Here is a 19,054-nt window from a genome sequence, read left to right on the forward strand (position 1 = left end):
CGTTGCGACCGCCAGTCCGCAGCCAGTCCGCAGTAGTTTCACGAACGGTCAACGCGGGCCAACGTCACCAACACTCTGACCTGCATGTTTCCAACACCGCCAACGGCGACAAACACAACAAACGCCAGAGGCAACGGATTCAAAACCCGTCCAGTGTGAGTTCGAGTCTCACCGAGGGCACCATGAAACCCCTGTTCAGCGGGGTTTTCTGCTCGCCACCCGACAACATGAAATGCCGGGTCATCGGCGTCAACCTGGCTTCCGCGATGCCGCGGAGGTAAGCGAGAACCGTCGGTCGCTCACGAATATCCCGCTTGCGCAATCCTTCTGGTGCGCGGGTGGGAGTTCTCCGGTCAGCCGTCGGCGTGGCCGACGCACTGTTCCGCGGGAAGATGACTGTGGGCCCACTTGACCAGCGCCTCGAAAACGGGTGAGATCGCCAGTCCGTCGTCGGTGAGCGCGTAGGTCACGGCGACTGGAGGTCCGGGGTCCACCTTGCGCTCGACGAGATTTGCTCTCGTCAGTTCGTTGAGTCGGTCCGACAGCATCGAATCGCTGATGCCCAGTCCGCGCTTGAGCTCGGCAAAACCTGCCGGCCCGTGCATCAACGTGCCCAGCAGAAGTCCGTTCCAGCGTTTGCCCAGAAAGGTGAACGCCCGGGTCAGCGTCGCATCGCAGGCGGGGGGCTGACCATCCGTCGACGATGCCACCGATGCAGCGCGACGAGTAGGCATGGGTCCGATCTTAGCAACTCTCGGTTTGGACTTAACTACTAGATTAGTAGTACCATCAAATTGAAGAGCCACACTGATTATAGGAGTAAATCGATGAGTGTAGATCTTGGGTATGACCTCGAACAGCTGGACGAGCGCGGCCGATCGCTGCTGTTCACCGAAGCGCGAACCGCCAATTCGTTTGCCGACATCCCCGTCTCCGACGACGAGTTGCAGGGCATCTGGGATCTCGCCCGGTGGTCTCCGTCGGGCGCCAACGCGCAGCCCCTGCGCGCGTTGTTCATCCGAACCCAGGGCGGGCGCGAACGACTGGCGCCGCACATGATGGAGACCAACGGCGACAAGGTTCTCGCCGCCCCCGCGCTGGCCATCCTGGCCTACGACGGACGCTTCTACGAACAGTTCCCAACGACATTCCCGGATCGTGCCGAGATGTACTTCCAGCACTTCTCCTCGATGCCGGAGGACGTCGTCAAGGACATGGCCGAGTACAACGCCGCTCTGCAGTCCGGTGTGTTCCTCATGGCGGTCCGCGCACAAGGGCTCGCTGCCGGCCCGATGGGCGGATTCGACCGCGCTGGTGTCGACGCGGAGTTCTTCGCCGGCACGACGTGGAAGAGCCATCTGGTTGTCACCATCGGACACCCCGGGGACAACCCGTGGTTTGACCGACTGCCGCGCGTCCCGGCGGAGACCGCCCTCGCCTGGGGGTGATCCATACCGACGGCAATAGACGTCGGTATGGATCGCGAGCGAGCGCCCGAAACCGAGCGCGAGCCGTGGCGACTACATCTCGCGGCGAATGGCACCCTCGGCGCGCAGGTCGGCCAGCGTCGGGTAGCCGTTGATCGCCATCAGGAGATCGGCCTCGGCCAGCACCGACCGGAGGTGATGCACCAGCCCGTCCGCGCCGCCGACGGCCAGCGCGTATGCATAAGAGCGTCCGAGACCGACCGCGGTGGCCCCGAGCGCCAGCGCGAGGACGACGTCGCTCCCGTTGCGCACCCCCGAATCGAACAGGACCGGCGTATCGCCCGCGGCGGCCACCACGCCGGGAAGTGCTGCAAGGCGGGTAGTCCTCCATTCGCCTGGCGCCCAACATGATTCGAGCAGTAGATCGCGTCGGCACCGACGTCAATGGCGCGGCGGACGTCGTCGGGGTGACATACCCCTTTCGGAATGACGAGGAGATCGGTCACCTCTCGAATCCAGGCGAGGTCGTCCCAAGTGACCGGCTGCCCGAAGTTCGCCGCCCACGTCAGGATCGCAGTGGGCAGGTCCTCCTCCGGGCTCTTGGCGAGCTTGGCAAGGAAATTGGGATCGGTGAAGTAGTTGGAGACGCACATCCCACGCAGCTGCGGAAAGTTGGATGTAATGAGGTCACGCGGCCGCCAGCCAGGCGTCCAGGTGTCGAGGGTGACCGCGATTCCCTTGTACCCGGACTGCTCGGCACGGCGGATGAAGCTCAGCGCGAGGTCACGATCCCTGGGCATGTACAGCTGAAAGAAGCCCGGCGTCTCCTGGTGGACGGCACCGGTCTCCTCGACCGGGTCCATGGACAGCGTGGACTGCACGGCCGGGATTCCGGTGCGGTCGGCGGCGCGTGCGACCGCGAGATCGCCGTGGAACTCCTGTGAGCAGATCCGGATCACCCCGATCGGCGCCATGAATACCGGCGACGGCAGCGTCATGCCGAACAATTCGACGGACAAGTCACGTTCGACCGCCCCCACACCCATTCGGGGCACTACGCCCCACTTCTCAAAGGCATCGACGTTTGCCCGCTGCGTCCGCTCGTTCCCACACCCACCGGCGACATAGGACCAGATCCAGGGCGGCAACACCTCCTGCGCCCGGTGTTCCAGGGACTCCGAATCCACGGGATACCTCGGAAGCCGGCCCTGGGTGCCGGCCAGGTATATCTCGAGTTGAAAAGCCCCGTAATCGGGTGTCATGTCAGTGCCTCCTCGTGGCGCAAGCCTGGGCGCCCAGATCAGCCTCCGAGTCTGGGCCGAAGCCTTGTGACTGTGGTCACAACGCGACGTTCGACTGGGTCGCTGAGCCCGACAAGCCGGCACGCCCGTCGCCAAGGGCCCGCGTGTCGACTTCTGGGAATCCGGGCCCGAGCACGCGTGAAGCGCCTGATCCGCCTTTCACCTGGTATTTCATCCCAATCGTGGCATTTGTCGCTCGCGGCGTGACGGGTGAGCCCCCTCACGTCCACCCCCTTCTCGCTGGCTTCGCCGACCTTTCCGTGAGTAGCCTCGCCGTGTCCTTGCCGATACCGAACTGTTACCAAAAGACGAAATGGACAACGACGTGCCACGAAACCAACTGAACGCACACAACTCGACAAAGCCCGTCACCCGCGCCTGGACCACCAAGGTCAAGACCGGCGCCGTCGTAGCCTTCGCGGGCACGATCGGCCTCACCATCGGAGGCGCAGCCCACGCGGCGGCGCAGCCCGCTCCCCCGATGCCCAAGCTGCCCGCGAACGTGACACTTCCGCCGCAGGTCGACAACCTGGCGCGCGGCATTCTCCCCCCGAACATCCTTCCGCCGCGCGTTCTCCCGCACGTGCCGGGCCGCGCCGTGGCGCCGACCAGCGGCACCGTCACCTCGGGCTACGGCGAACGCTGGGGCAGCCACCACAACGGAGTCGACATCGCCAACAAGATCGGGACCCCGGTCTACGCGGTGACCGACGGAGTCGTCCTCGAATCCGGTCCGGCGTCGGGCTTCGGCCAGTGGGTCCGCGTTCGGCAGGACGACGGCACCACCGGCGTCTTCGGCCATGTCGACAAGAGCTTTGTCCACGCCGGACAGAAGGTCAGCGCCGGCCAGAAGATCGCCACCGTCGGAAACCGTGGCCAGTCCACCGGGCCGCACCTGCACTACGAGGTCTGGGACAAGAGCGGCAACAAGATCAATCCGCAGGTCTGGCTGAACAAGCGCAACGTCCACCCGTGACCCGCTGACCAACCAACGCGGCCCGGGCGGAATCGTCGCTACGACGATTCCGCGGAACTCGCGACGACGCGACCCCGGTCGAGGACCTCGTTGAGCACGCGTGTGGCCGCCTCGACGTCTGCGGTGGGCAAGCCACCCCAGATCGGCGCGGTCAGCCGGGAGATCCTCGCTCCTGTTTGATCGAGGAACTCCCGGCCGCGCATGGTCAGCGCGTCGCCATCGAGCAACCCCTTCTCCGCCAGGCCACCGATGATCTGCTCGGCATCGGCAAAACGTGCCCGATCTGAGACGACCGCGGACAGGCCGGCGGGTCCGTTCGTGTTCTGCGCCGCGATCCGCAAGGTGACCCATTCCCTCTCGGAGATATTGGAGTCGCGCAGTACGGACTCCAGTAGTGCGCCGAGCGTCTTCTCGACCTGACCGATCAACTGGGGCCCGAACTCGATCATCCCGCTCTCCTCGCCGTCTTTATTCGTTGGTTGCACCAACAATACTCCGATAACGTTGGCCTGGCCAACGAACTGGTACGGTCACGACATGACGGATCGTCTCCGGCACCAGGCCACGTGGCTGATGAGTCGCGCGAACCTTCGCGCTCACACCCTCCTCCAGCAGGCGTTCTCCGCAGCCGATTCGCGGCCATACTTCTACCGCATCATGGCGACCCTGGAATCGGCAGATCGACTGAGCCAGGCCGACATCGGTCGAGCGACTGGCCTCGATCGCAGTGACGTGACCATCTCGCTGCGAACCCTCGATGCGCAGGGTTTCATTGCGCGAGAGTCGGATTCGACCGACGGTAGGCGAATGCTGGTCCGCCTGACCCCTGCCGGGCACCGCGAACTCGATCGCCTGGCCTCAGTCCTCGCCTCGGTACAAGAGGGATTCTTGGCGCCGTTGGCACCGACCGAACGAGAGACCCTGACACAGTTGCTCGACCGCCTCGGCTGATCCGAAGAGTACTGCTGTTGAGACGACAATGGACTCTCGCCAGGGGCTTCGAGGCTCGTCGTCAGGGCTCCTCACACCTCGGCCATCGGAGGGTCGATGCTCGCTGGAGTGGGGTTCACCCGAAGCGTTCAGTCCTGATCCGCGCAGCGTCGTGTCCCGCCGCGATCATCGCCCGCGCGCAGTGCTCGACGAAATCCGTAGGGCCACAGATGAAGACGGTCGGTTGACGCTCGGGCGCGATCGTGACGGCGCCGAGTTCATCTGCGGTCGCGCGACCGGGACGACGCGGATCACCGTCAGGTGCATTCCGGGTGTGGAAGTACGTGATCGGCATCCGGTGGTGTGACGACAGCTGATCGAGCTCGGCACCGAAGTAGCGTCGATCCGGGGCTCGTAGAGAGTAGACGAGGTTGAACGGCACCGACGGCGCGGCGACCTCGCGGAGACGAATCATCGACATCAGCGGCACGATTCCCGAGCCGCCACCGATCAACTGCACCGGCTCGGTGCCGGCCGGGTCCCACGTGAACCAATTTCCGTGTGGACCGCTGATCTCCAGAGGGTCGCCTCGTTCCACGACATCGACAAGGTAGGGCGACACCTCCCCGTCGTCGGCCCTCTCGACAGTGACCTCGATGGTGCGGGTCTCACGAACATCGGACAGCGAGTAGGCACGCGAGGTGGAATAGCCGTCCTCGGCGGTCAGTCGGATGTCGACATGTGCACCCGCGTCGGCCTTAAACGGTTCGCTCAAGGCCAATCGGAAGGAGCGGGCGGTCGGCGTTTGCAGCTCGGCTGCGATCACCGTGGTGACCTGCCAGTGGGTGGTCATGAATAGCGCTGCTCACGCCAGGGGTCGCCGTAGATGTGGTATCCGCGTTCCTCCCAGAAACCTGGCGCATCGTGGGGCATGAACCGAAGGCGCCGAACCCATTTGGCACTCTTCCAGAAGTAGAGGTGCGGTACCAGAAGGCGTACCGGACCGCCATGTTCGGGCGCGAGGGGCTCGCCGTCGTAGGTGTCGGCGAGCCATCCCTTGCCGTCGACCAAGTCGGCCAACGGCACATTGGTGGTGTATCCGCCGTAGCAGTGCGCCATCACGTAGGCGTCGGGCTGCCAGGGCAGAACTCCCAGTAGGTCATCGAAAGCCACACCACGCCAACGGGTGTCGAACTTTGACCAGCGGGTCACGCAGTGAATGTCGGTGGTGAGGTCCCGATGCGGCAATGCACTGAAGGCCGCCCAGTCCATTGAGTGCGCGCGATGCTCGGACGATTGGATGGTCAGTCGCCAAGAGTCATGGGGCAGAACAGGTGTCGGCTCCGCGGAGAGCACCGGGAAGTCGACGGTCGAGTATTGTCCGGGCGGAAGCCGATCGGCGGCGCGGTCTCGACGGCCGACAAAACCTCGATTGACAATCGCCATCGGGCGCAACCCCCACTTTCACGATCACTTCCCCTTTCACCATATACCGAGGTAGGGGGCTTGCGGCAAGGCCCCCATCGTGGTGCACCATGGTCGACTCCGCCACCTCACGGAAGAGACTGCATGCCGTTCGACCGCCCCATCTTCACCCTTGCCGCCGACCATCCCGCTCACGCCAACCCGACTCTGATCACCACTGACACCGAATGGATGGCGCGTATCGCCCAACACCTGGAGCACTCTGTCAGCACGCTCACCGCCCGGCTCGACGAGCTGCGCCGAACACTGTCGGGCAACGAATGGCAGGAGGCGTCCGATCGTGATCTGGAGATCCGCGGTCTGACCTCGAGACTCGCCGTACTCCGACGCCACGAGCGCGACGTCTGCCTCGGGCGTTTCGTCTGTCGCGATGGCAGCATCGTCTACATCGGCCGCGTCGGTCTCGTTGACTTCGACGGCGACGTACTGCTCGTCGATTGGCGCACTCCGGAGGCCGAGCCATATTTCGGAGCGACGCAGGCTCATCCCGCAGACCTGGAGAGTCGGCGTAGGTATCGCTGGTCGCAGGGCAGCATCGTCGACTTCTGGGACGAGATCCTGGTCGACGCCCCGCTCACCCACCCGGTCGCTCCGGACGACGATTCCGCGTTCCTTGCCACGCTGTCGGTCGGACGTTCGCCTCGGATGCGCGATGTCCTCGGCACTATCGCATCAGATCAGGACCTCGCGGTGCGCGCGCCGTCGCAGGGCGCACTCGTCGTCGACGGCGGTCCCGGAACGGGCAAAACCGTTGTCGCACTACATCGTGCCGCGTACTTGCTTTACGCCGACGAGCGCGTGAGCGGGCACCGTGGCGGCGTGCTGGTGGTGGGACCGCACGAGCCGTATCTGGGCTACGTCGCCGACGTCTTGCCCAATCTCGGTACCGACGGGGTGCGGCTGTGCACACCGAACGACATCGTCGCCGAGGGCGAACAGTCTCGGCCAGAACGCGATCCGGGCGTGGCGCACCTCAAGGGCTCGCTGGCGATGGTGCGCGCAGTGGAACGCGCGGTGCTGTTCTATGAGCAACCACCGTCGACGACCACGGTCGACACACTCTGGGGCGAAGTCACGTTCACGGCCGCCGACTGGTCGGAGGCCTTCGATGCCGCCGGCGACGCGCCACACAACGAAGCCCGCGAACACATCTGGGAGACGCTGAGCGATATCGCCGTGGATTCGATTCGCGCCGTTGTCGGGGACATCGCGAGTGAAATGGTCAGCGCCGCACTGCAGTCCGACGAGGACCTGGCTGCCCTGGTCAGCCGCTCCTGGCCCATCGTGCACGCCACCGACATCGTCGGCGATCTGTGGACGGTTCCGGCATTCCTGCGCTGGTGCGATCCCGACCTCACCGAGGACCAGGTCCGGCTACTCCAACGCCCCGATGGAGCGGCGTGGACATCCGCGGATCTCCCCCTCCTCGATGCTGCCCGTCGCCGCCTCGGCGACCCCGGGGCCGAGCAGCGTCGTCGGCGCCGCGCAAAGGTACTGGCCGCCCAGCGGGCAGAAATGGATGACGTGGTGAGCCACTTGATTTCATCGAGAGAGTACGACGACGGCGAAGGCTTGATGTCGATGCTCCGGCAAGGTGACCTGCGCGACGCGCTCGTCGACGAGAGCGAAGTGCCTCGTGCAGATCCCGACCTGTTGGCCGGTCCCTTCGCACACATCATCGTCGACGAAGCGCAGGAACTCGCCGACGCACAGTGGCACATGCTGACCGACCGATGCCCGTCCGGGAGCATGACCGTCGTCGGCGACCGCGCACAGGCTCGGCGAGGGTTCTCGGAGTCGTGGACAGAACGCCTCACCCGCATCGGGCTGGGCGAGGTCCGAATCGCGCCTCTCAGCGTCAACTACCGCACCCCGGCGGAGATCATGGAGACCGCCGAACCCATCATCCGCGCCGCCCTCCCCGACGCCAATGTGCCCACCTCCATACGCCGATCCGGCCGGCCCGTCGGGCACATTCCGATCGTCGACCTCCACGGGTTCCTGGACAAGTGGCTCGCGGATCATCCCGACACGACGGCATGTGTCATCGGCGACGCCACGTTCGACGAGAGGCCGCGCGTCCGGTCACTGAGCCCCGAACGAGTCAAGGGCCTCGAATTCGACCTGGTCATCGTGGTGCGGCCGGAAGACTTCGGCTCTGGTATCACCGGATCGGTGGACACCTATGTGGCCATGACCCGGGCCACGGCAGAATTGGTCATCGCACGGTGAGCGAGTATGCAGGGAAACGAGGATGCAGGAGCAGGCGATGGACCATCGACGTCTGACAGTCAACTGTTCGATCCTCTTCCGGTCGTTGCCACTGCATCAGCGCCCGCAGGCAGCCCGAGAAGCCGGTTTCGACGCCGTCGAGTTCTGGTGGCCGTTCGAGTCCGCAGTGCCCAGAGACAGCCATGTCGACGCGTTCGTCACGGCGATCGGCGACGCCGGTGTTCGACTGACCCATTTGAACTTCGCTGCGGGCAACCTCGCGGCTGGTGACCGCGGCCTGGTCTCCGATCCTCGAGCATCCGGCGAGTTCCGAGACAGCGTCGACGTGGCGGTCGGCATCGGTAAGCTTTTGGGGACAGTCGGTTTCAATGCGCTCTACGGCAACCGGATCGAGGGCGTCGGTGCCGACAGCCAGGATCACCTGGCCGCCGAGAACCTCGCATTTGCCGCGCGGGCCGCGGCGACGATCGACGCGGACATTCTGATCGAGCCCCTCAGTGCGATTCCCACGTACCCGCTGCGGCGTGCCGCCGATGCGATACAAGTCATCGAGCGCGTGCGACGAGAACACGGGTGCCGCAACCTCAAGCTGCTCGCCGACCTCTACCATCTGGCGGTCAATGGCGAGGATCTCGGGATGGTCTTATCCGGTCTCACCGATGACATCGGTCACGTGCAGATCGCCGATGCTCCCGGCCGAAGCGAACCCGGCACCGGGACATTGGATCTCGCCGGCCACCTGAGGACCCTGGCGGCCGAAGGCTATCGGGGATGGATCAGTCTCGAGTACGAGGCGACGCGCCCGGATCCGTTCGACTGGCTCCCGGGGTTCGCCTGGGGCACAACGTAATCAGCAACCGACCAGGGAGCGGAAGTGACATCGATCGCATTCATCGGACTCGGCGTGATGGGCAGCCCCATGGCGATCAACATGGTCCGGGCCGGCCATCGGGTCGTCGGCTTCAACCGGACACCGTCGCGAGCCGCAAATCTCGTGGAGGCCGGGGGCACGGCCGCGGATTCGATCGCCGAAGCGGTTTCCAACGCCGAGTTCGTCGCCACCATGGTGCCCGACTCCGCCGATGTCGAATCGGTTCTGACCGGCCCCGACGGTGTCTTCACCCATGCCGCACCGGGAACCGTGGTCATCGATTTCTCCACCATCAGCCCTCACGTGGCCATGGGCATGGCCGACGCAGCAGCCGAGCACGGCCACGTCTTTCTCGACGCACCGGTCTCCGGCGGCGAGGAGGGCGCCATCGACGCAAAGCTGTCGATCATGGTCGGCGGACCCGACGACGCGTTCGCGAAGGCCCGGCCCGTGTTCGATGCGGTCGGTACCACTGTCGTTCACGTCGGATCCAGCGGCAGTGGCCAACTCGTCAAGGCCGCCAATCAACTGATCGTCGCAGCGAACATAGCGGCACTGTCCGAGGCCATCGTCTTCCTCGAAGCCCACAACGTGGACACGTCGTCTGCTGTTCGCGTCCTCGGTGGTGGGCTTGCCGGGTCGACGGTTCTCGACCACAAGGCGCAGCGGATGATCGACCGCGACTTCGCTCCGGGCGCACGAATTGACTTGCACCACAAGGATCTCGGGATCGTCACCGCGTCGGCACGCGACGCCGGGCTCGCGCTTCCGGTCGGAAACCTCGTCGCCACGCTGATGGCGTCGGCACGCGCCAACGGCGACGGCGGACTCGATCACAGCGCACTGTTCCGCGGCGTCGAACGACTGTCCGGGCGACTCGGCTGAGAGCCTCCTACCCGTTAGCCGCGTTCCTCGCCACAAACCGCTAGTGTGGTCGGAAACCGCTGGTGCGCATAGGGTTTATGACCATCCACGCGGCTTCTGACATTGCGCCACGCCGATAGCCGGCACCCACGACAACCGGTGCCGAGTTGGAGAACGCGAGTGCTGCAGCACTCGCGTTCTCCAACTCAACTCGAGTTCTCGTAGATCAACGTGGTAGGTGGCCAGACAGAAGCCCAGGCCGCGCCCGACCGGGCGGTGATGTGCCATGGATGCCCTCAGGCCACACCCTGTGCCGAATCGGGTAAACCGTGTGCTGCAGCGCACAGATTCTCCAACAGGACACAGAGTGTCCGGCGCGCCTCCCGCGACAGTCTGCATCTCTCCAGGTCATAGCGGTGGTCACCGAACTCGTCGAGTCAGCGGCCCCGTCGAGGTGGTCGTGGTGAACGCGGGCGATTGCGGCGTCGTCACTCGCGTGAGGCATCCGCCCCAGAATCGTCAGAAGGCACCCCGGGACACGATCGACTTTCCACCGCCGTGATCCGAAGGCCCCCGCGCACCTCACCGCAGGTCAAACCTGCCGTCGGACAATCCAGGGCTCCCGACGATGACACAATATGGCTCGAAATCGTCGGAGTCGATGCGGTGAACGATCAGCGCAGGTACGGGTTGGGTGAGTCGGGTGAGTAAGTACGCGATCATCGGGGCAGGGCCCAGCGGGCTGGCAGCCGCACGGGCATTGCAAGCTGCGGGCATCGCATTCGTCGGGTTCGAGGCGGCGTCCGGGGTCGGTGGGCTGTGGGACATCGACAACCCGCGCAGCACCGTGTACGAGTCCGCTCATCTGATCTCCTCGCGAACCACCACCGAGTTCAGCGAGTTTCCGATGAACAGCACGATCGAATATCCGGGTCACCGCGTGCTCAAGCGCTACTTCGACGACTACGCCACCCATTTCGACCTCACGCGGCATTTCCACTTCGACACCCGTGTGGATCGAGCTGAACCCAAGGGCGACGGATGGTTGCTCACGGTCACCACACGTGACGGCGAAGTCACCGAGTTCGTCGATGGTGTGATCGCGGCCAACGGCACCCTGGCCGAGCCGAATGTGCCGGAGTTCGCGGGCGAGTTCACCGGTGAGATCCTGCACTCGAGCAACTACAAACGTGGAGAACAACTCGCCGGCAAACGAGTGCTGCTGGTCGGCGCGGGCAACTCCGGCTGCGACATCGCCGTCGACGCCGTCCACCACGCCGATACCGTGGACATGAGTGTGCGACGCGGCTATTACTTTGTGCCCCGATATCTCTTCGGGCGTTCATCAGACACCCTCAACCAGGGCCGGCCACTGCCCCGGCGTATCAAACAATTCATCGACACCCGCCTTCTGAAGCTGTTCACCGGTGACCCCATTCGGTTCGGTTTCCCCACACCGGACCACCGGATATACGAGTCGCATCCGGTCGTGAACACGGCGATCCTGAATCACCTGGGCCAGGGTGATCTGCGGATCCGCCCGGACGTCGAACGCTTCGACGGCACCACGGTCACCTTCCGCGACGGCAGCAGCGGGGACTACGACGTACTCCTACTGGCCACCGGCTACCGACTCGACTACCCGTTCGTCGACTCTGCCCTGCTGAACTGGACCTCGGACGCACCCGAACTGTTCATGAACATCTTCCCGCCGGACTTCTCCGGCCTGTTCGTGATGGGAATGGTCGAGGCGTCCGGTTTGGGATGGCAAGGACGGTACGAACAGGCCGAACTGATCGCGGCCTACCTACACGCCGTCGAGCACGACCCGGCCGCTGCCGAAGCGTTTCGGTCCCGGGTTCGCGAGAATCCGTGGCCGGACCTCACGGCAGGCTATCGCTACCTCGGCCTGGCGCGAATGTCCTACTACGTCAACAAGGACGCCTACCGTCGAGCTGTGCTGAAGGAAACTGCGGTGCTTGCGGGCGAGACCGGAGCACACCCATGACACTCGCCGCCGGTATCGACGAGGTCACCGTCAACTTCACGCCAGGATCGCTGACTCTCTTGAGCATCCTGCTCGCGTTCATCATGTTCGGTATCGCCCTGGACACCACACCACGGGACTTTCGGGTGGTCGCACGGCATCCGCGCCCATTCGTCCTCGCCATCGCGGCCCAATTGCTGATCCTGCCGGCGATCACCTTCGTGTTGACGTTGATCCTGCCCGTAACCCCCTCGATGGCGTTGGGCATGCTGCTGGTGGCGTGCTGCCCACCGGGCAACATCTCGCAGATCCTGACGCATCGTGCCGGGGGCAATGTGGCGTTGTCGGTCTCGATGACCGCCGTGAGCAATGTGATCTACATAGTCGCTCTGCCACTGAGCATTTCCTTCTGGGGATCCATCCACCCCGACGCCGGCGATCTGCTGACCGACGTCCGACTCGACCCAATGCGCATGTTGGTCGAGATCGCACTCATTATCGGGGTGCCCTTCGCGTTGGGCCTAGGACTGCGAAGCGCGTACCCACGCTTCGCCGACCGCGTGCAACCCACCGTGAAATGGGTTGGGCTGCTTGCTCTTGTCGGGTTCGTCGTGGCCGCCTTGGCCGGAAACTGGGAGGCCTTCGTCTCTCACCTCGGCATCATCTTGGTGGTCGTCGCCATCCACGACTCCGCGGCACTGGGGATCGGGTGGTCGACCGCGGCGGTCGGTGGCCTCGGCACTCGTGAGCGCAAGGCGATGACCTTCGAGGTCGGCATCCGCAATGCCGGCCTGGGACTCGGTCTGGTGATGACCTTCTTCGACGGACTGGGCGGGATGGCAGTCGTGGCCGGCTGGTGGGGAGTGTGGGACGTCCTCGCCGGGTTGGTGCTGGCAACTGTGTGGGGCCGTCACACGCTCAGGCGGACCGGCTCGGCGAAAGGTGACGCTGCCGTGGCCAATCCGGTGGCGTCCTGATGACCAACGTGCTGGTGACCGGCGGGGCCGGCTTCCTCGGGTCGACTGTGGTGCGTGAACTCGTCGGACGTGACGAGGTGGACACGGTGGTGTCCGCGGACATCCGGATACCCGACGCACCCCGTGCGGGCGTCGTCGACGTGCTCCTCGACGTCACCGATCCCGATCGCATCGAGCCGCTGCTGCGCGAGCATCACATCGACGTGGTCGTGCACCTGGCCGCCATCGTCAATCGTGGACGGGACGTCGACCTGGAGTACCGGGTGGACGTGACGGGAAGTGCGAATGTGCTGCGCGCGTGTGTCTGTGCGCAGGTTCGGCGAATCGTGGTGTCGAGTTCGGGTGCGGCATACGGCTATCACCCGGACAATCCGGGGTGGATCAGCGAGGACGAACCGACGCGAGGCAACGACGAGTTCCCGTACTCGCGGCACAAGCGACTGGTTGAAGAGATGCTGGCCCGCACGCGCGTCGAGCACCCGGGACTCGAGCAGGTGGTGTTTCGGATCGGCACCATCCTCGGCCCCACCGTCGCCAATCAGATCACCGCCCTGTGGGATGGCAAGCGAATCTTGGCGATTCGAGGTTCGGACTCGCCGTTCGTCTTCGTCTGGGTCGACGACGTGGCGCGTGCCATGGCGCGCGCCGCCACCGACGGGCCGGCCGGGATCTTCAACGTCGCCGGCGACGGCGCATTGACCGTCGAACAGATCGCCGCGCGACTCGGCAAACCGCGCTTGACAGTTCCTGCACCGCTGTTGGCCGCAGGGCTGCTCGTGGCGCGTGCGTTGCGTCTGACGCCCCACGGTCCCGCCCAGGTCCGGTTTCTGCGCTACCGCCCTGTGCTGGACAACACCCGCTTGAAGTCCGAGTTCGGATACACCCCGGAGCTCACCACCGCCGACGCATTCGACGCGTACCTGAACACACATCCGGACGTCGTCGCACGCTGAGCGGCGCCCATCGGCCACCGGGCCATTGATGTCCCACGCACGGGACCCCGAGCGAACCGGCGACAGGTGCGGCTGCCACGAACAGTGTTGTCTCGCAGATGAATCGGTAGGCCAGCATGGCGCCGTTCGACATACCGAAGACGAACACTCTCGACTCGTGGATGTCGACCGTGCGTTTGACGTCGGCGACAACCTGTTTGACGAAGCCGACATCGTCAACGCCGTGCAGAGAAGCCGTGCCACAGCACGCCCCGGCGTTCCAGAAACCATTCAGTCCGTCGGGGAAGGCCGCGACAAAGCCACCACGGTCGGCCGCCGCATCCCCAACCGAAGCGTTCCTCGGCCTCGTGTCCGCTGCGAAGTGCACCGTGCAGCACCACGACCAGCGGGGCCGGAACCCGCAGACCGGCAGGCCTGTACAGGTCGTAGCCGCGGTCACCGATCCGATGGATGTCAGGAGTGGAGGGCGAGCACTAGCGTTGCGCGACGCGCACCCACTTCATCCCGGAGTATCCGGTGTTGGTGCAGCGCACTGTCTGACCGCCGGGAGCCGTGCGGAACTTGCCTTCCTCGGACAGCAAGCAGGGTGCCCCGACGCGTGGTTTGGTGGCGGCATCGGCATGCCCGGCCACACCGAGAACGGTTCCGCCTGCGATGAGGACCGACAAGACGAGGGTGCGCATTTTCATGGGCTGGATGGTAGTTCGAGTGCCTGGTAGTCAACAAAAACGGGTCATTCATTCGGCAACATCGGTGCCGGAGTAGATCTACTTCGCGTGTTCGTCGGTCAGGTAATGCGCCGACGCGGCCGACCTGGGTGAGAGGTCGGCGGTGCGCAAGTCCACCGCCGGTAGTCGGGTGACGAGTTTGTGTCCCCACCACAGCCCCAGAAACACGAACAACGCGCCGTAGGCGGTCAGCCATAGTTCGAGATTGCCTGCGCTGCCGTCGCGGATGGCGGGCAGGTTCTGGCCGGCGATGACGGCCACGCACATGACCAGCGCGATGATCGGGCCGGCCGGATACAGCCATGCCTTGTACGGCAGGTCGTCGAGCGGTCGCTCTTGCGCATGCCAGGCCCGCCGGAAGCGGTAATGGGCCCAGGCGATTCCCATCCAGGTGACGAAACCGGCCACCGACGACGCGGTGACAAGCCACACGTACGCACGTCCGTCGCCCACCCTGCTGGCGAGGAAGCAGAGAGCTCCGATGGCCGCGGTGGCGGCCACTGCCAGTATCGGGACTCCGGTGCGAGTGACGTGCGCGAAGGCGCGTGGAGCGCTGCCTTCCAGGGACAGGCCGAACAACGCCCGGGTCGCGGCAAACAGGCTGGCGTTGCCGGCCGAGAGAATGGCGATCAGGATCACGGCGTTCATCATCGACGCGGCGACCGAGATGCCCGCCTGACTGAACACCAGGGTGAACGGCGCGATCGCTATGTTCTCCTCGGAGGCATTCAGCAAGTTGGGATTGGTGTACGGGATCAGGAATCCGATGATGGTCAGGGTTCCCACGTAGAAGAGCAGGATCCGTACGAAGACCGTGCGGACGGCACGCGGGATGGCTGTCTTCGGATTGACCGCCTCACCTGCCGCGACCGCGATCATCTCCGTGCCCTGGAACGCGAAGCCCGCGATCAGGAACACCGACAGCATGCCGAGCGGAAAGTCGACGAACGGCGCGTCGCCGACCGTCCAGTTGCTGAACCCGGGCGAGGGCATGTCACCGACGACACCGAGAATCAACAGGACGCCCACGAACAGGAAGACCACCACCGCAATCACCTTGATGGTGGCGAACCAGAACTCCGCCTCACCGAAGGCCTTGACCGCGAACAGGTTCAGAGCCAACAGACCCGCCAGGAAGACCACCGACCAGACCCACGACGGGACGTCGGGCAGCCAGTACTTCATGATCAGCCCGGCAGCCACCACCTCCGCGGCGAGAGTGATGGACCAGTTGAACCAGTAGTTCCATCCGGCCGCGAAGCCGAAGGACGGGCTCACGAAGCGCTTGCCGTACTCCTCGAACGGGTTGCTGCACGGGATGTACGCCGACATCTCGCCCAGGCTCTGCATGAGGAAGAACACCATAGCGCCCATGAGCAGGTATGCCGTGATCGCGCCACCCGGTCCGGCGTCGGCGATGGTCGCACCCGACGCCACGAACAGACCGGTACCGATGGCGCCGCCGAGGGCGAGCATGCTGATGTGACGGGTTTGCAGCCCCTTGCGCAGGGACTCGTCCGGGGTGATCCCGAGAGGACTCGACATTCGCTGAGCTTAACCGCGATTCGACGGCCTGACGCGCATTCCCTGACGGACACACCACTAGCGACGAAAGAGCTTGTTCCCCAACCACACCAACGGGTCGTATCGACGATCGACCACCCGTTCCTTCATCGGGATCAGCGCGTTGTCGGTGATCTTGATGTGTTCGGGGCACACCTCGGTACAGCACTTGGTGATGTTGCACAGTCCCAGACCATGCTCGGTCTGTGCCGAGTCGCGGCGTTCGGCGACGTCGAGCGGATGCATGTCGAGTTCGGCGATTCGCATCAGGAAACGAGGTCCGGCAAAGTTCTGCTTGTTCTCCTCGTGGTCACGGACCACATGGCAGGTGTCCTGACATAGGAAGCACTCGATGCACTTGCGGAACTCCTGCGACCGTTCCACGTCGACCTGCTTCATCCGGTACTCCCCCGGCTCCAAGCCTTCGGGTGGGGTGAACGCCTGGATCTCGCGGGCTTTCGCATAGTTGAACGAGACGTCGGTGACCAGATCGCGGATCACCGGGAAGGTGCGGAGCGGTGTCACCGTGATGACCTCGTCCTCGGTGAAGGTCGACATCCTGGTCATGCACAGCAGCCTCGGGCGACCGTTCACCTCCGCCGAACACGAGCCGCATTTGCCGGCCTTGCAATTCCAGCGCACAGCCAGGTCGGGGGCCTGTGTGGCCTGCAGACGGTGGATGATGTCGAGCACCACCTCGCCGTCGTTGGCGAGCACCGTGTAGTCCTGGAGATCACCGCTGTCGGTGTCCCCGCGCCACACCCGAAACTTCGCGTCGTAGCCCATCTTGTCTCCTCGTGACCGTCAGTTCTCCCCGTGGCCGTCCGCGTCGGGGTGCCCGGCGATCTCGTCGGCGGTGTAGTACTTCTCGATTTCGGAGAAATCGAACAGCTCCAGCAGGTCCGGGCGCATCGGGATCTGATCTTCGCGGACCACGGTGACCTCGGGGACCGGCGAATCGTCACCGGCGTCAGCGGTGCACACCAGCAGCGTGTTACGCCACGTCGCGTCCATCGCCGGGTGGTCGTCGCGGGTGTGACCGCCTCGGCTCTCGGTACGGATGAGTGCCGCCTTCGCGACGCATTCACACACCAGCAGCATGTTGCGCATGTCGACCGCCAGATGCCAGCCGGGGTTGAACTGCCGGTGACCCTCGACCTGCATGCCGCCCAACCGGTTTCGCATCTCTTCCAGGTCGGTGATCGCCTCTTGCACCTCCGCCTCTTTACGGATGATGCCCACCAGGTCGTTCATGAACTGCTGCAGTTCGGTGTGCAGTGTGTAGGGATTCTCGGGCTTCCCTTGGGCCGGAGGATCGAAGGGAGCCAGCGCGAAGGAAGCTGCACGCTCGACGTCTTCGGCCGCGATCTCCGGTCGTCGGTCCAGCGATTCGACATAAGACGCGGCGCCCAGTCCGGCCCGGCGCCCGAACACCAGCAGGTCCGACAATGAGTTGCCGCCCAACCGATTTGACCCGTGCATTCCACCGGAGCATTCCCCTGCGGCGAACAGGCCGGGCACGCGCGACGCAGCGGTATCCGGGTCGACCTCGATCCCACCCATCACGTAATGACAGGTCGGACCCACCTCCATGGGCTCGGCGGTGATGTCGACGTCGGCCAACTCCTTGAACTGGTGGTGCATCGACGGAAGCCGGCGAACGATCTCGTCGGCGGGCATGCGGGAGGCGATGTCGAGGTAGACACCCCCGTGGTCGGTGCCACGGCCCGCCTTGACCTCTTCGTTGATCGCCCGGGCCACCTCGTCACGGGGCAGCAGATCGGGAGTGCGCCGCGCACTGTCGTTGTCGGCAAGCCATTTGTCGGCTTCCTCTTCGGTTTCGGCGTACTGCCCTTTGAACACCGGCGGGATGTAGTCGAACATGAAGCGCTTGCCCTCGGTGTTCTTCAAGACACCACCGTCACCTCGAACACCTTCGGTCACCAGGATGCCCTTGACCGACGGCGGCCACACCATGCCTGTCGGATGGAATTGGATGAACTCCATGTTGATGAGGCTCGCGCCGGCGCGCAGGGCGAGTGCATGTCCGTCGCCGGTGTACTCCCATGAGTTGGACGTCACTTTGAACGACTTGCCGATGCCGCCGGTCGCGAGCACCACCGCGGGTGCCTCGAACAGGACGAAGCGGCCCGATTCGCGCCAGTAGCCGAACGCGCCGGCGATGGCGTCGCCGTCTTTGAGTAGCTCGGTGATCGTGCATTCGGCAAACACCTTGATCCGCGACTCGTAGTCTCCGGTGGCCGCGTAATCCTCTTGCTGCAGCGAGACGATCTTCTGCTGCATCGTCCGGATCAGTTCGAGGCCGGTCCGGTCGCCGACGTGGGCGAGCCTCGGGTAGGTGTGACCCCCGAAGTTGCGCTGGGCAATCCGCCCGTCGGCCGTTCGATCGAACAGGGCGCCATAGGTTTCCAGCTCCCAGACCCGATCCGGCGCTTCCTTGGCATGCAGTTCGGCCATGCGCCAGTTGTTGAGGAACTTACCTCCGCGCATGGTGTCTTTGAAATGCGCCTGCCAGTTGTCCTTGGAGTTGGCGTTGCCCATCGATGCGGCACAACCACCCTCGGCCATCACCGTGTGTGCCTTGCCGAACAACGATTTGCACACCACGGCAACCGAATAGCCCTTCTCACGAGCCTCGATGACCGCACGCAGCCCGGCACCGCCCGCACCGATGACGACGACGTCGTAGCTGTGGCGTTCCGGTTCAGTCATCTAGCCAAGACCCCCTACTGTGAAATC

At 64.6% G+C, this 19,054-nt stretch carries 17 protein-coding genes and 1 pseudogene; 9 read left to right on the forward strand and 9 right to left on the reverse strand.

Features of this window, described 5'->3' with window-relative positions:
- Positions 1-353 precede the first annotated feature (353 nt).
- Positions 354-734: a winged helix-turn-helix transcriptional regulator gene (locus tag MKW15_RS02220; protein WP_240855716.1), complete on the reverse strand. Its 381-nt coding sequence runs from the start codon at positions 732-734 to the stop codon at positions 354-356.
- A 93-nt stretch (positions 735-827) separates the two neighbouring features.
- On the opposite strand from MKW15_RS02220, the gene MKW15_RS02225 reads away from it, so the two are divergent.
- The gene (locus tag MKW15_RS02225) at positions 828-1,448 is read left to right on the forward strand and encodes a malonic semialdehyde reductase (protein ID WP_240855718.1); all 621 of its coding nucleotides are present in this window, start codon (positions 828-830) and stop codon (positions 1,446-1,448) included.
- A 72-nt stretch (positions 1,449-1,520) separates the two neighbouring features.
- Here the strand turns inward: MKW15_RS02225 and MKW15_RS02230 are convergent.
- A pseudogene (locus MKW15_RS02230) lies at positions 1,521-2,689 on the reverse strand (alpha-hydroxy-acid oxidizing protein).
- A gap of 352 nt (positions 2,690-3,041) precedes the next feature.
- On the opposite strand from MKW15_RS02230, the gene MKW15_RS02235 reads away from it, so the two are divergent.
- Positions 3,042-3,704, forward strand: coding sequence for a M23 family metallopeptidase (locus tag MKW15_RS02235; protein ID WP_240855720.1), 663 nt, complete (start codon positions 3,042-3,044; stop codon positions 3,702-3,704).
- Between the two features lie 38 nt (positions 3,705-3,742).
- On the opposite strand, the gene MKW15_RS02240 is transcribed toward MKW15_RS02235, so the two are convergent.
- Positions 3,743-4,153, reverse strand: coding sequence for a hypothetical protein (locus MKW15_RS02240; RefSeq protein WP_240855722.1), 411 nt, complete (start codon positions 4,151-4,153; stop codon positions 3,743-3,745).
- 88 nt (positions 4,154-4,241) lie between these two features.
- Here MKW15_RS02240 and MKW15_RS02245 point away from each other — a divergent pair, with 88 nt between their 5' ends.
- Entirely contained in the window at positions 4,242-4,655 is a 414-nt protein-coding gene (locus tag MKW15_RS02245; protein ID WP_240855724.1) for a MarR family winged helix-turn-helix transcriptional regulator, read from the forward strand.
- Positions 4,656-4,770: 115 nt separating this feature from the next.
- Here the strand turns inward: MKW15_RS02245 and MKW15_RS02250 are convergent, their stop codons facing one another.
- Both MKW15_RS02250 and MKW15_RS02255 read right to left on the reverse strand, forming a co-directional pair.
- On the reverse strand, positions 4,771-5,487 hold the full coding sequence (locus MKW15_RS02250; RefSeq protein ID WP_240855725.1) for an FAD-binding oxidoreductase: 717 nt from the start codon (positions 5,485-5,487) through the stop codon (positions 4,771-4,773).
- Positions 5,484-6,080 (reverse strand): sulfite oxidase-like oxidoreductase, encoded by a 597-nt coding sequence (locus MKW15_RS02255; protein WP_240855727.1) that lies wholly within the window; start codon positions 6,078-6,080, stop codon positions 5,484-5,486. Before MKW15_RS02255 ends, MKW15_RS02250 begins: the two co-directional genes overlap by 4 nt.
- A 123-nt stretch (positions 6,081-6,203) precedes the next feature.
- On the opposite strand from MKW15_RS02255, the gene helR reads away from it, so the two are divergent.
- The 6 genes from helR (at position 6,204) to MKW15_RS02285 (ending at position 14,003) form a co-directional block, all read left to right on the forward strand.
- Positions 6,204-8,351, forward strand: coding sequence for an RNA polymerase recycling motor ATPase HelR (gene helR / locus MKW15_RS02260; RefSeq protein ID WP_240855729.1), 2,148 nt, complete (start codon positions 6,204-6,206; stop codon positions 8,349-8,351).
- 37 nt (positions 8,352-8,388) lie between these two features.
- Positions 8,389-9,201, forward strand: coding sequence for a hydroxypyruvate isomerase family protein (locus MKW15_RS02265; RefSeq protein WP_240855730.1), 813 nt, complete (start codon positions 8,389-8,391; stop codon positions 9,199-9,201).
- Between the two features lie 24 nt (positions 9,202-9,225).
- Entirely contained in the window at positions 9,226-10,107 is an 882-nt protein-coding gene (locus MKW15_RS02270) for a 2-hydroxy-3-oxopropionate reductase (RefSeq protein ID WP_240855733.1), read from the forward strand.
- A 682-nt stretch (positions 10,108-10,789) separates the two neighbouring features.
- Entirely contained in the window at positions 10,790-12,094 is a 1,305-nt protein-coding gene (locus MKW15_RS02275; protein ID WP_240855734.1) for a flavin-containing monooxygenase, read from the forward strand.
- Positions 12,091-13,050 carry a bile acid:sodium symporter family protein gene (locus MKW15_RS02280; protein WP_240855735.1) on the forward strand — a complete coding sequence of 320 codons (960 nt, stop codon included), beginning with the start codon at positions 12,091-12,093 and terminating at the stop codon, positions 13,048-13,050. The genes MKW15_RS02275 and MKW15_RS02280 overlap by 4 nt, the downstream gene beginning before the upstream one ends.
- On the forward strand, positions 13,050-14,003 hold the full coding sequence (locus tag MKW15_RS02285) for an SDR family oxidoreductase (RefSeq protein ID WP_240855736.1): 954 nt from the start codon (positions 13,050-13,052) through the stop codon (positions 14,001-14,003). The genes MKW15_RS02280 and MKW15_RS02285 overlap by 1 nt, the downstream gene beginning before the upstream one ends.
- A gap of 473 nt (positions 14,004-14,476) precedes the next feature.
- Here MKW15_RS02285 and MKW15_RS02290 read toward each other — a convergent pair whose 3' ends face one another.
- The 4 genes from MKW15_RS02290 to MKW15_RS02305 all read right to left on the reverse strand — a co-directional run bounded on the left by MKW15_RS02290 (position 14,477) and on the right by MKW15_RS02305 (position 19,027).
- Positions 14,477-14,692, reverse strand: a complete 216-nt coding sequence (locus MKW15_RS02290) for a hypothetical protein (protein WP_240855737.1) — start codon at positions 14,690-14,692, stop codon at positions 14,477-14,479.
- A 78-nt stretch (positions 14,693-14,770) separates the two neighbouring features.
- Positions 14,771-16,276, reverse strand: coding sequence for an amino acid permease (locus tag MKW15_RS02295; RefSeq protein WP_240855739.1), 1,506 nt, complete (start codon positions 16,274-16,276; stop codon positions 14,771-14,773).
- 57 nt (positions 16,277-16,333) lie between these two features.
- A complete protein-coding gene (locus MKW15_RS02300) occupies positions 16,334-17,080 on the reverse strand; it encodes a succinate dehydrogenase/fumarate reductase iron-sulfur subunit (RefSeq protein ID WP_240855741.1) in 747 nt (248 codons plus the stop codon).
- Between the two features lie 18 nt (positions 17,081-17,098).
- The gene (locus MKW15_RS02305) at positions 17,099-19,027 is read right to left on the reverse strand and encodes a fumarate reductase/succinate dehydrogenase flavoprotein subunit (protein WP_240855743.1); all 1,929 of its coding nucleotides are present in this window, start codon (positions 19,025-19,027) and stop codon (positions 17,099-17,101) included.
- Positions 19,028-19,054 lie beyond the last annotated feature (27 nt).

It is taken from the genome of Gordonia gummivorans (assembly GCF_022513585.1).
GTDB lineage: Bacteria > Actinomycetota > Actinomycetes > Mycobacteriales > Mycobacteriaceae > Gordonia.

Bases quoted from the DNA above. Each gene is read 5' to 3' on its own strand.
- MKW15_RS02220 (WP_240855716.1), bottom strand. From the start codon at position 734: ATGCCTACTCGTCGCGCTGCATCGGTGGCATCGTCGACGGATGGTCAG.
- MKW15_RS02295 (WP_240855739.1), bottom strand. From the start codon at position 16,276: ATGTCGAGTCCTCTCGGGATCACCCCGGACGAGTCCCTGCGCAAGGGG.
- MKW15_RS02255 (WP_240855727.1), bottom strand. From the start codon at position 6,080: ATGGCGATTGTCAATCGAGGTTTTGTCGGCCGTCGAGACCGCGCCGCC.
- MKW15_RS02235 (WP_240855720.1), top strand. From the start codon at position 3,042: ATGGACAACGACGTGCCACGAAACCAACTGAACGCACACAACTCGACA.
- MKW15_RS02225 (WP_240855718.1), top strand. From the start codon at position 828: ATGAGTGTAGATCTTGGGTATGACCTCGAACAGCTGGACGAGCGCGGC.
- MKW15_RS02300 (WP_240855741.1), bottom strand. From the start codon at position 17,080: ATGGGCTACGACGCGAAGTTTCGGGTGTGGCGCGGGGACACCGACAGC.
- MKW15_RS02245 (WP_240855724.1), top strand. From the start codon at position 4,242: ATGACGGATCGTCTCCGGCACCAGGCCACGTGGCTGATGAGTCGCGCG.
- MKW15_RS02265 (WP_240855730.1), top strand. From the start codon at position 8,389: ATGGACCATCGACGTCTGACAGTCAACTGTTCGATCCTCTTCCGGTCG.
- MKW15_RS02290 (WP_240855737.1), bottom strand. From the start codon at position 14,692: ATGAAAATGCGCACCCTCGTCTTGTCGGTCCTCATCGCAGGCGGAACC.
- MKW15_RS02250 (WP_240855725.1), bottom strand. From the start codon at position 5,487: ATGACCACCCACTGGCAGGTCACCACGGTGATCGCAGCCGAGCTGCAA.
- helR (WP_240855729.1), top strand. From the start codon at position 6,204: ATGCCGTTCGACCGCCCCATCTTCACCCTTGCCGCCGACCATCCCGCT.
- MKW15_RS02280 (WP_240855735.1), top strand. From the start codon at position 12,091: ATGACACTCGCCGCCGGTATCGACGAGGTCACCGTCAACTTCACGCCA.
- MKW15_RS02285 (WP_240855736.1), top strand. From the start codon at position 13,050: ATGACCAACGTGCTGGTGACCGGCGGGGCCGGCTTCCTCGGGTCGACT.
- MKW15_RS02240 (WP_240855722.1), bottom strand. From the start codon at position 4,153: ATGATCGAGTTCGGGCCCCAGTTGATCGGTCAGGTCGAGAAGACGCTC.
- MKW15_RS02305 (WP_240855743.1), bottom strand. From the start codon at position 19,027: ATGACTGAACCGGAACGCCACAGCTACGACGTCGTCGTCATCGGTGCG.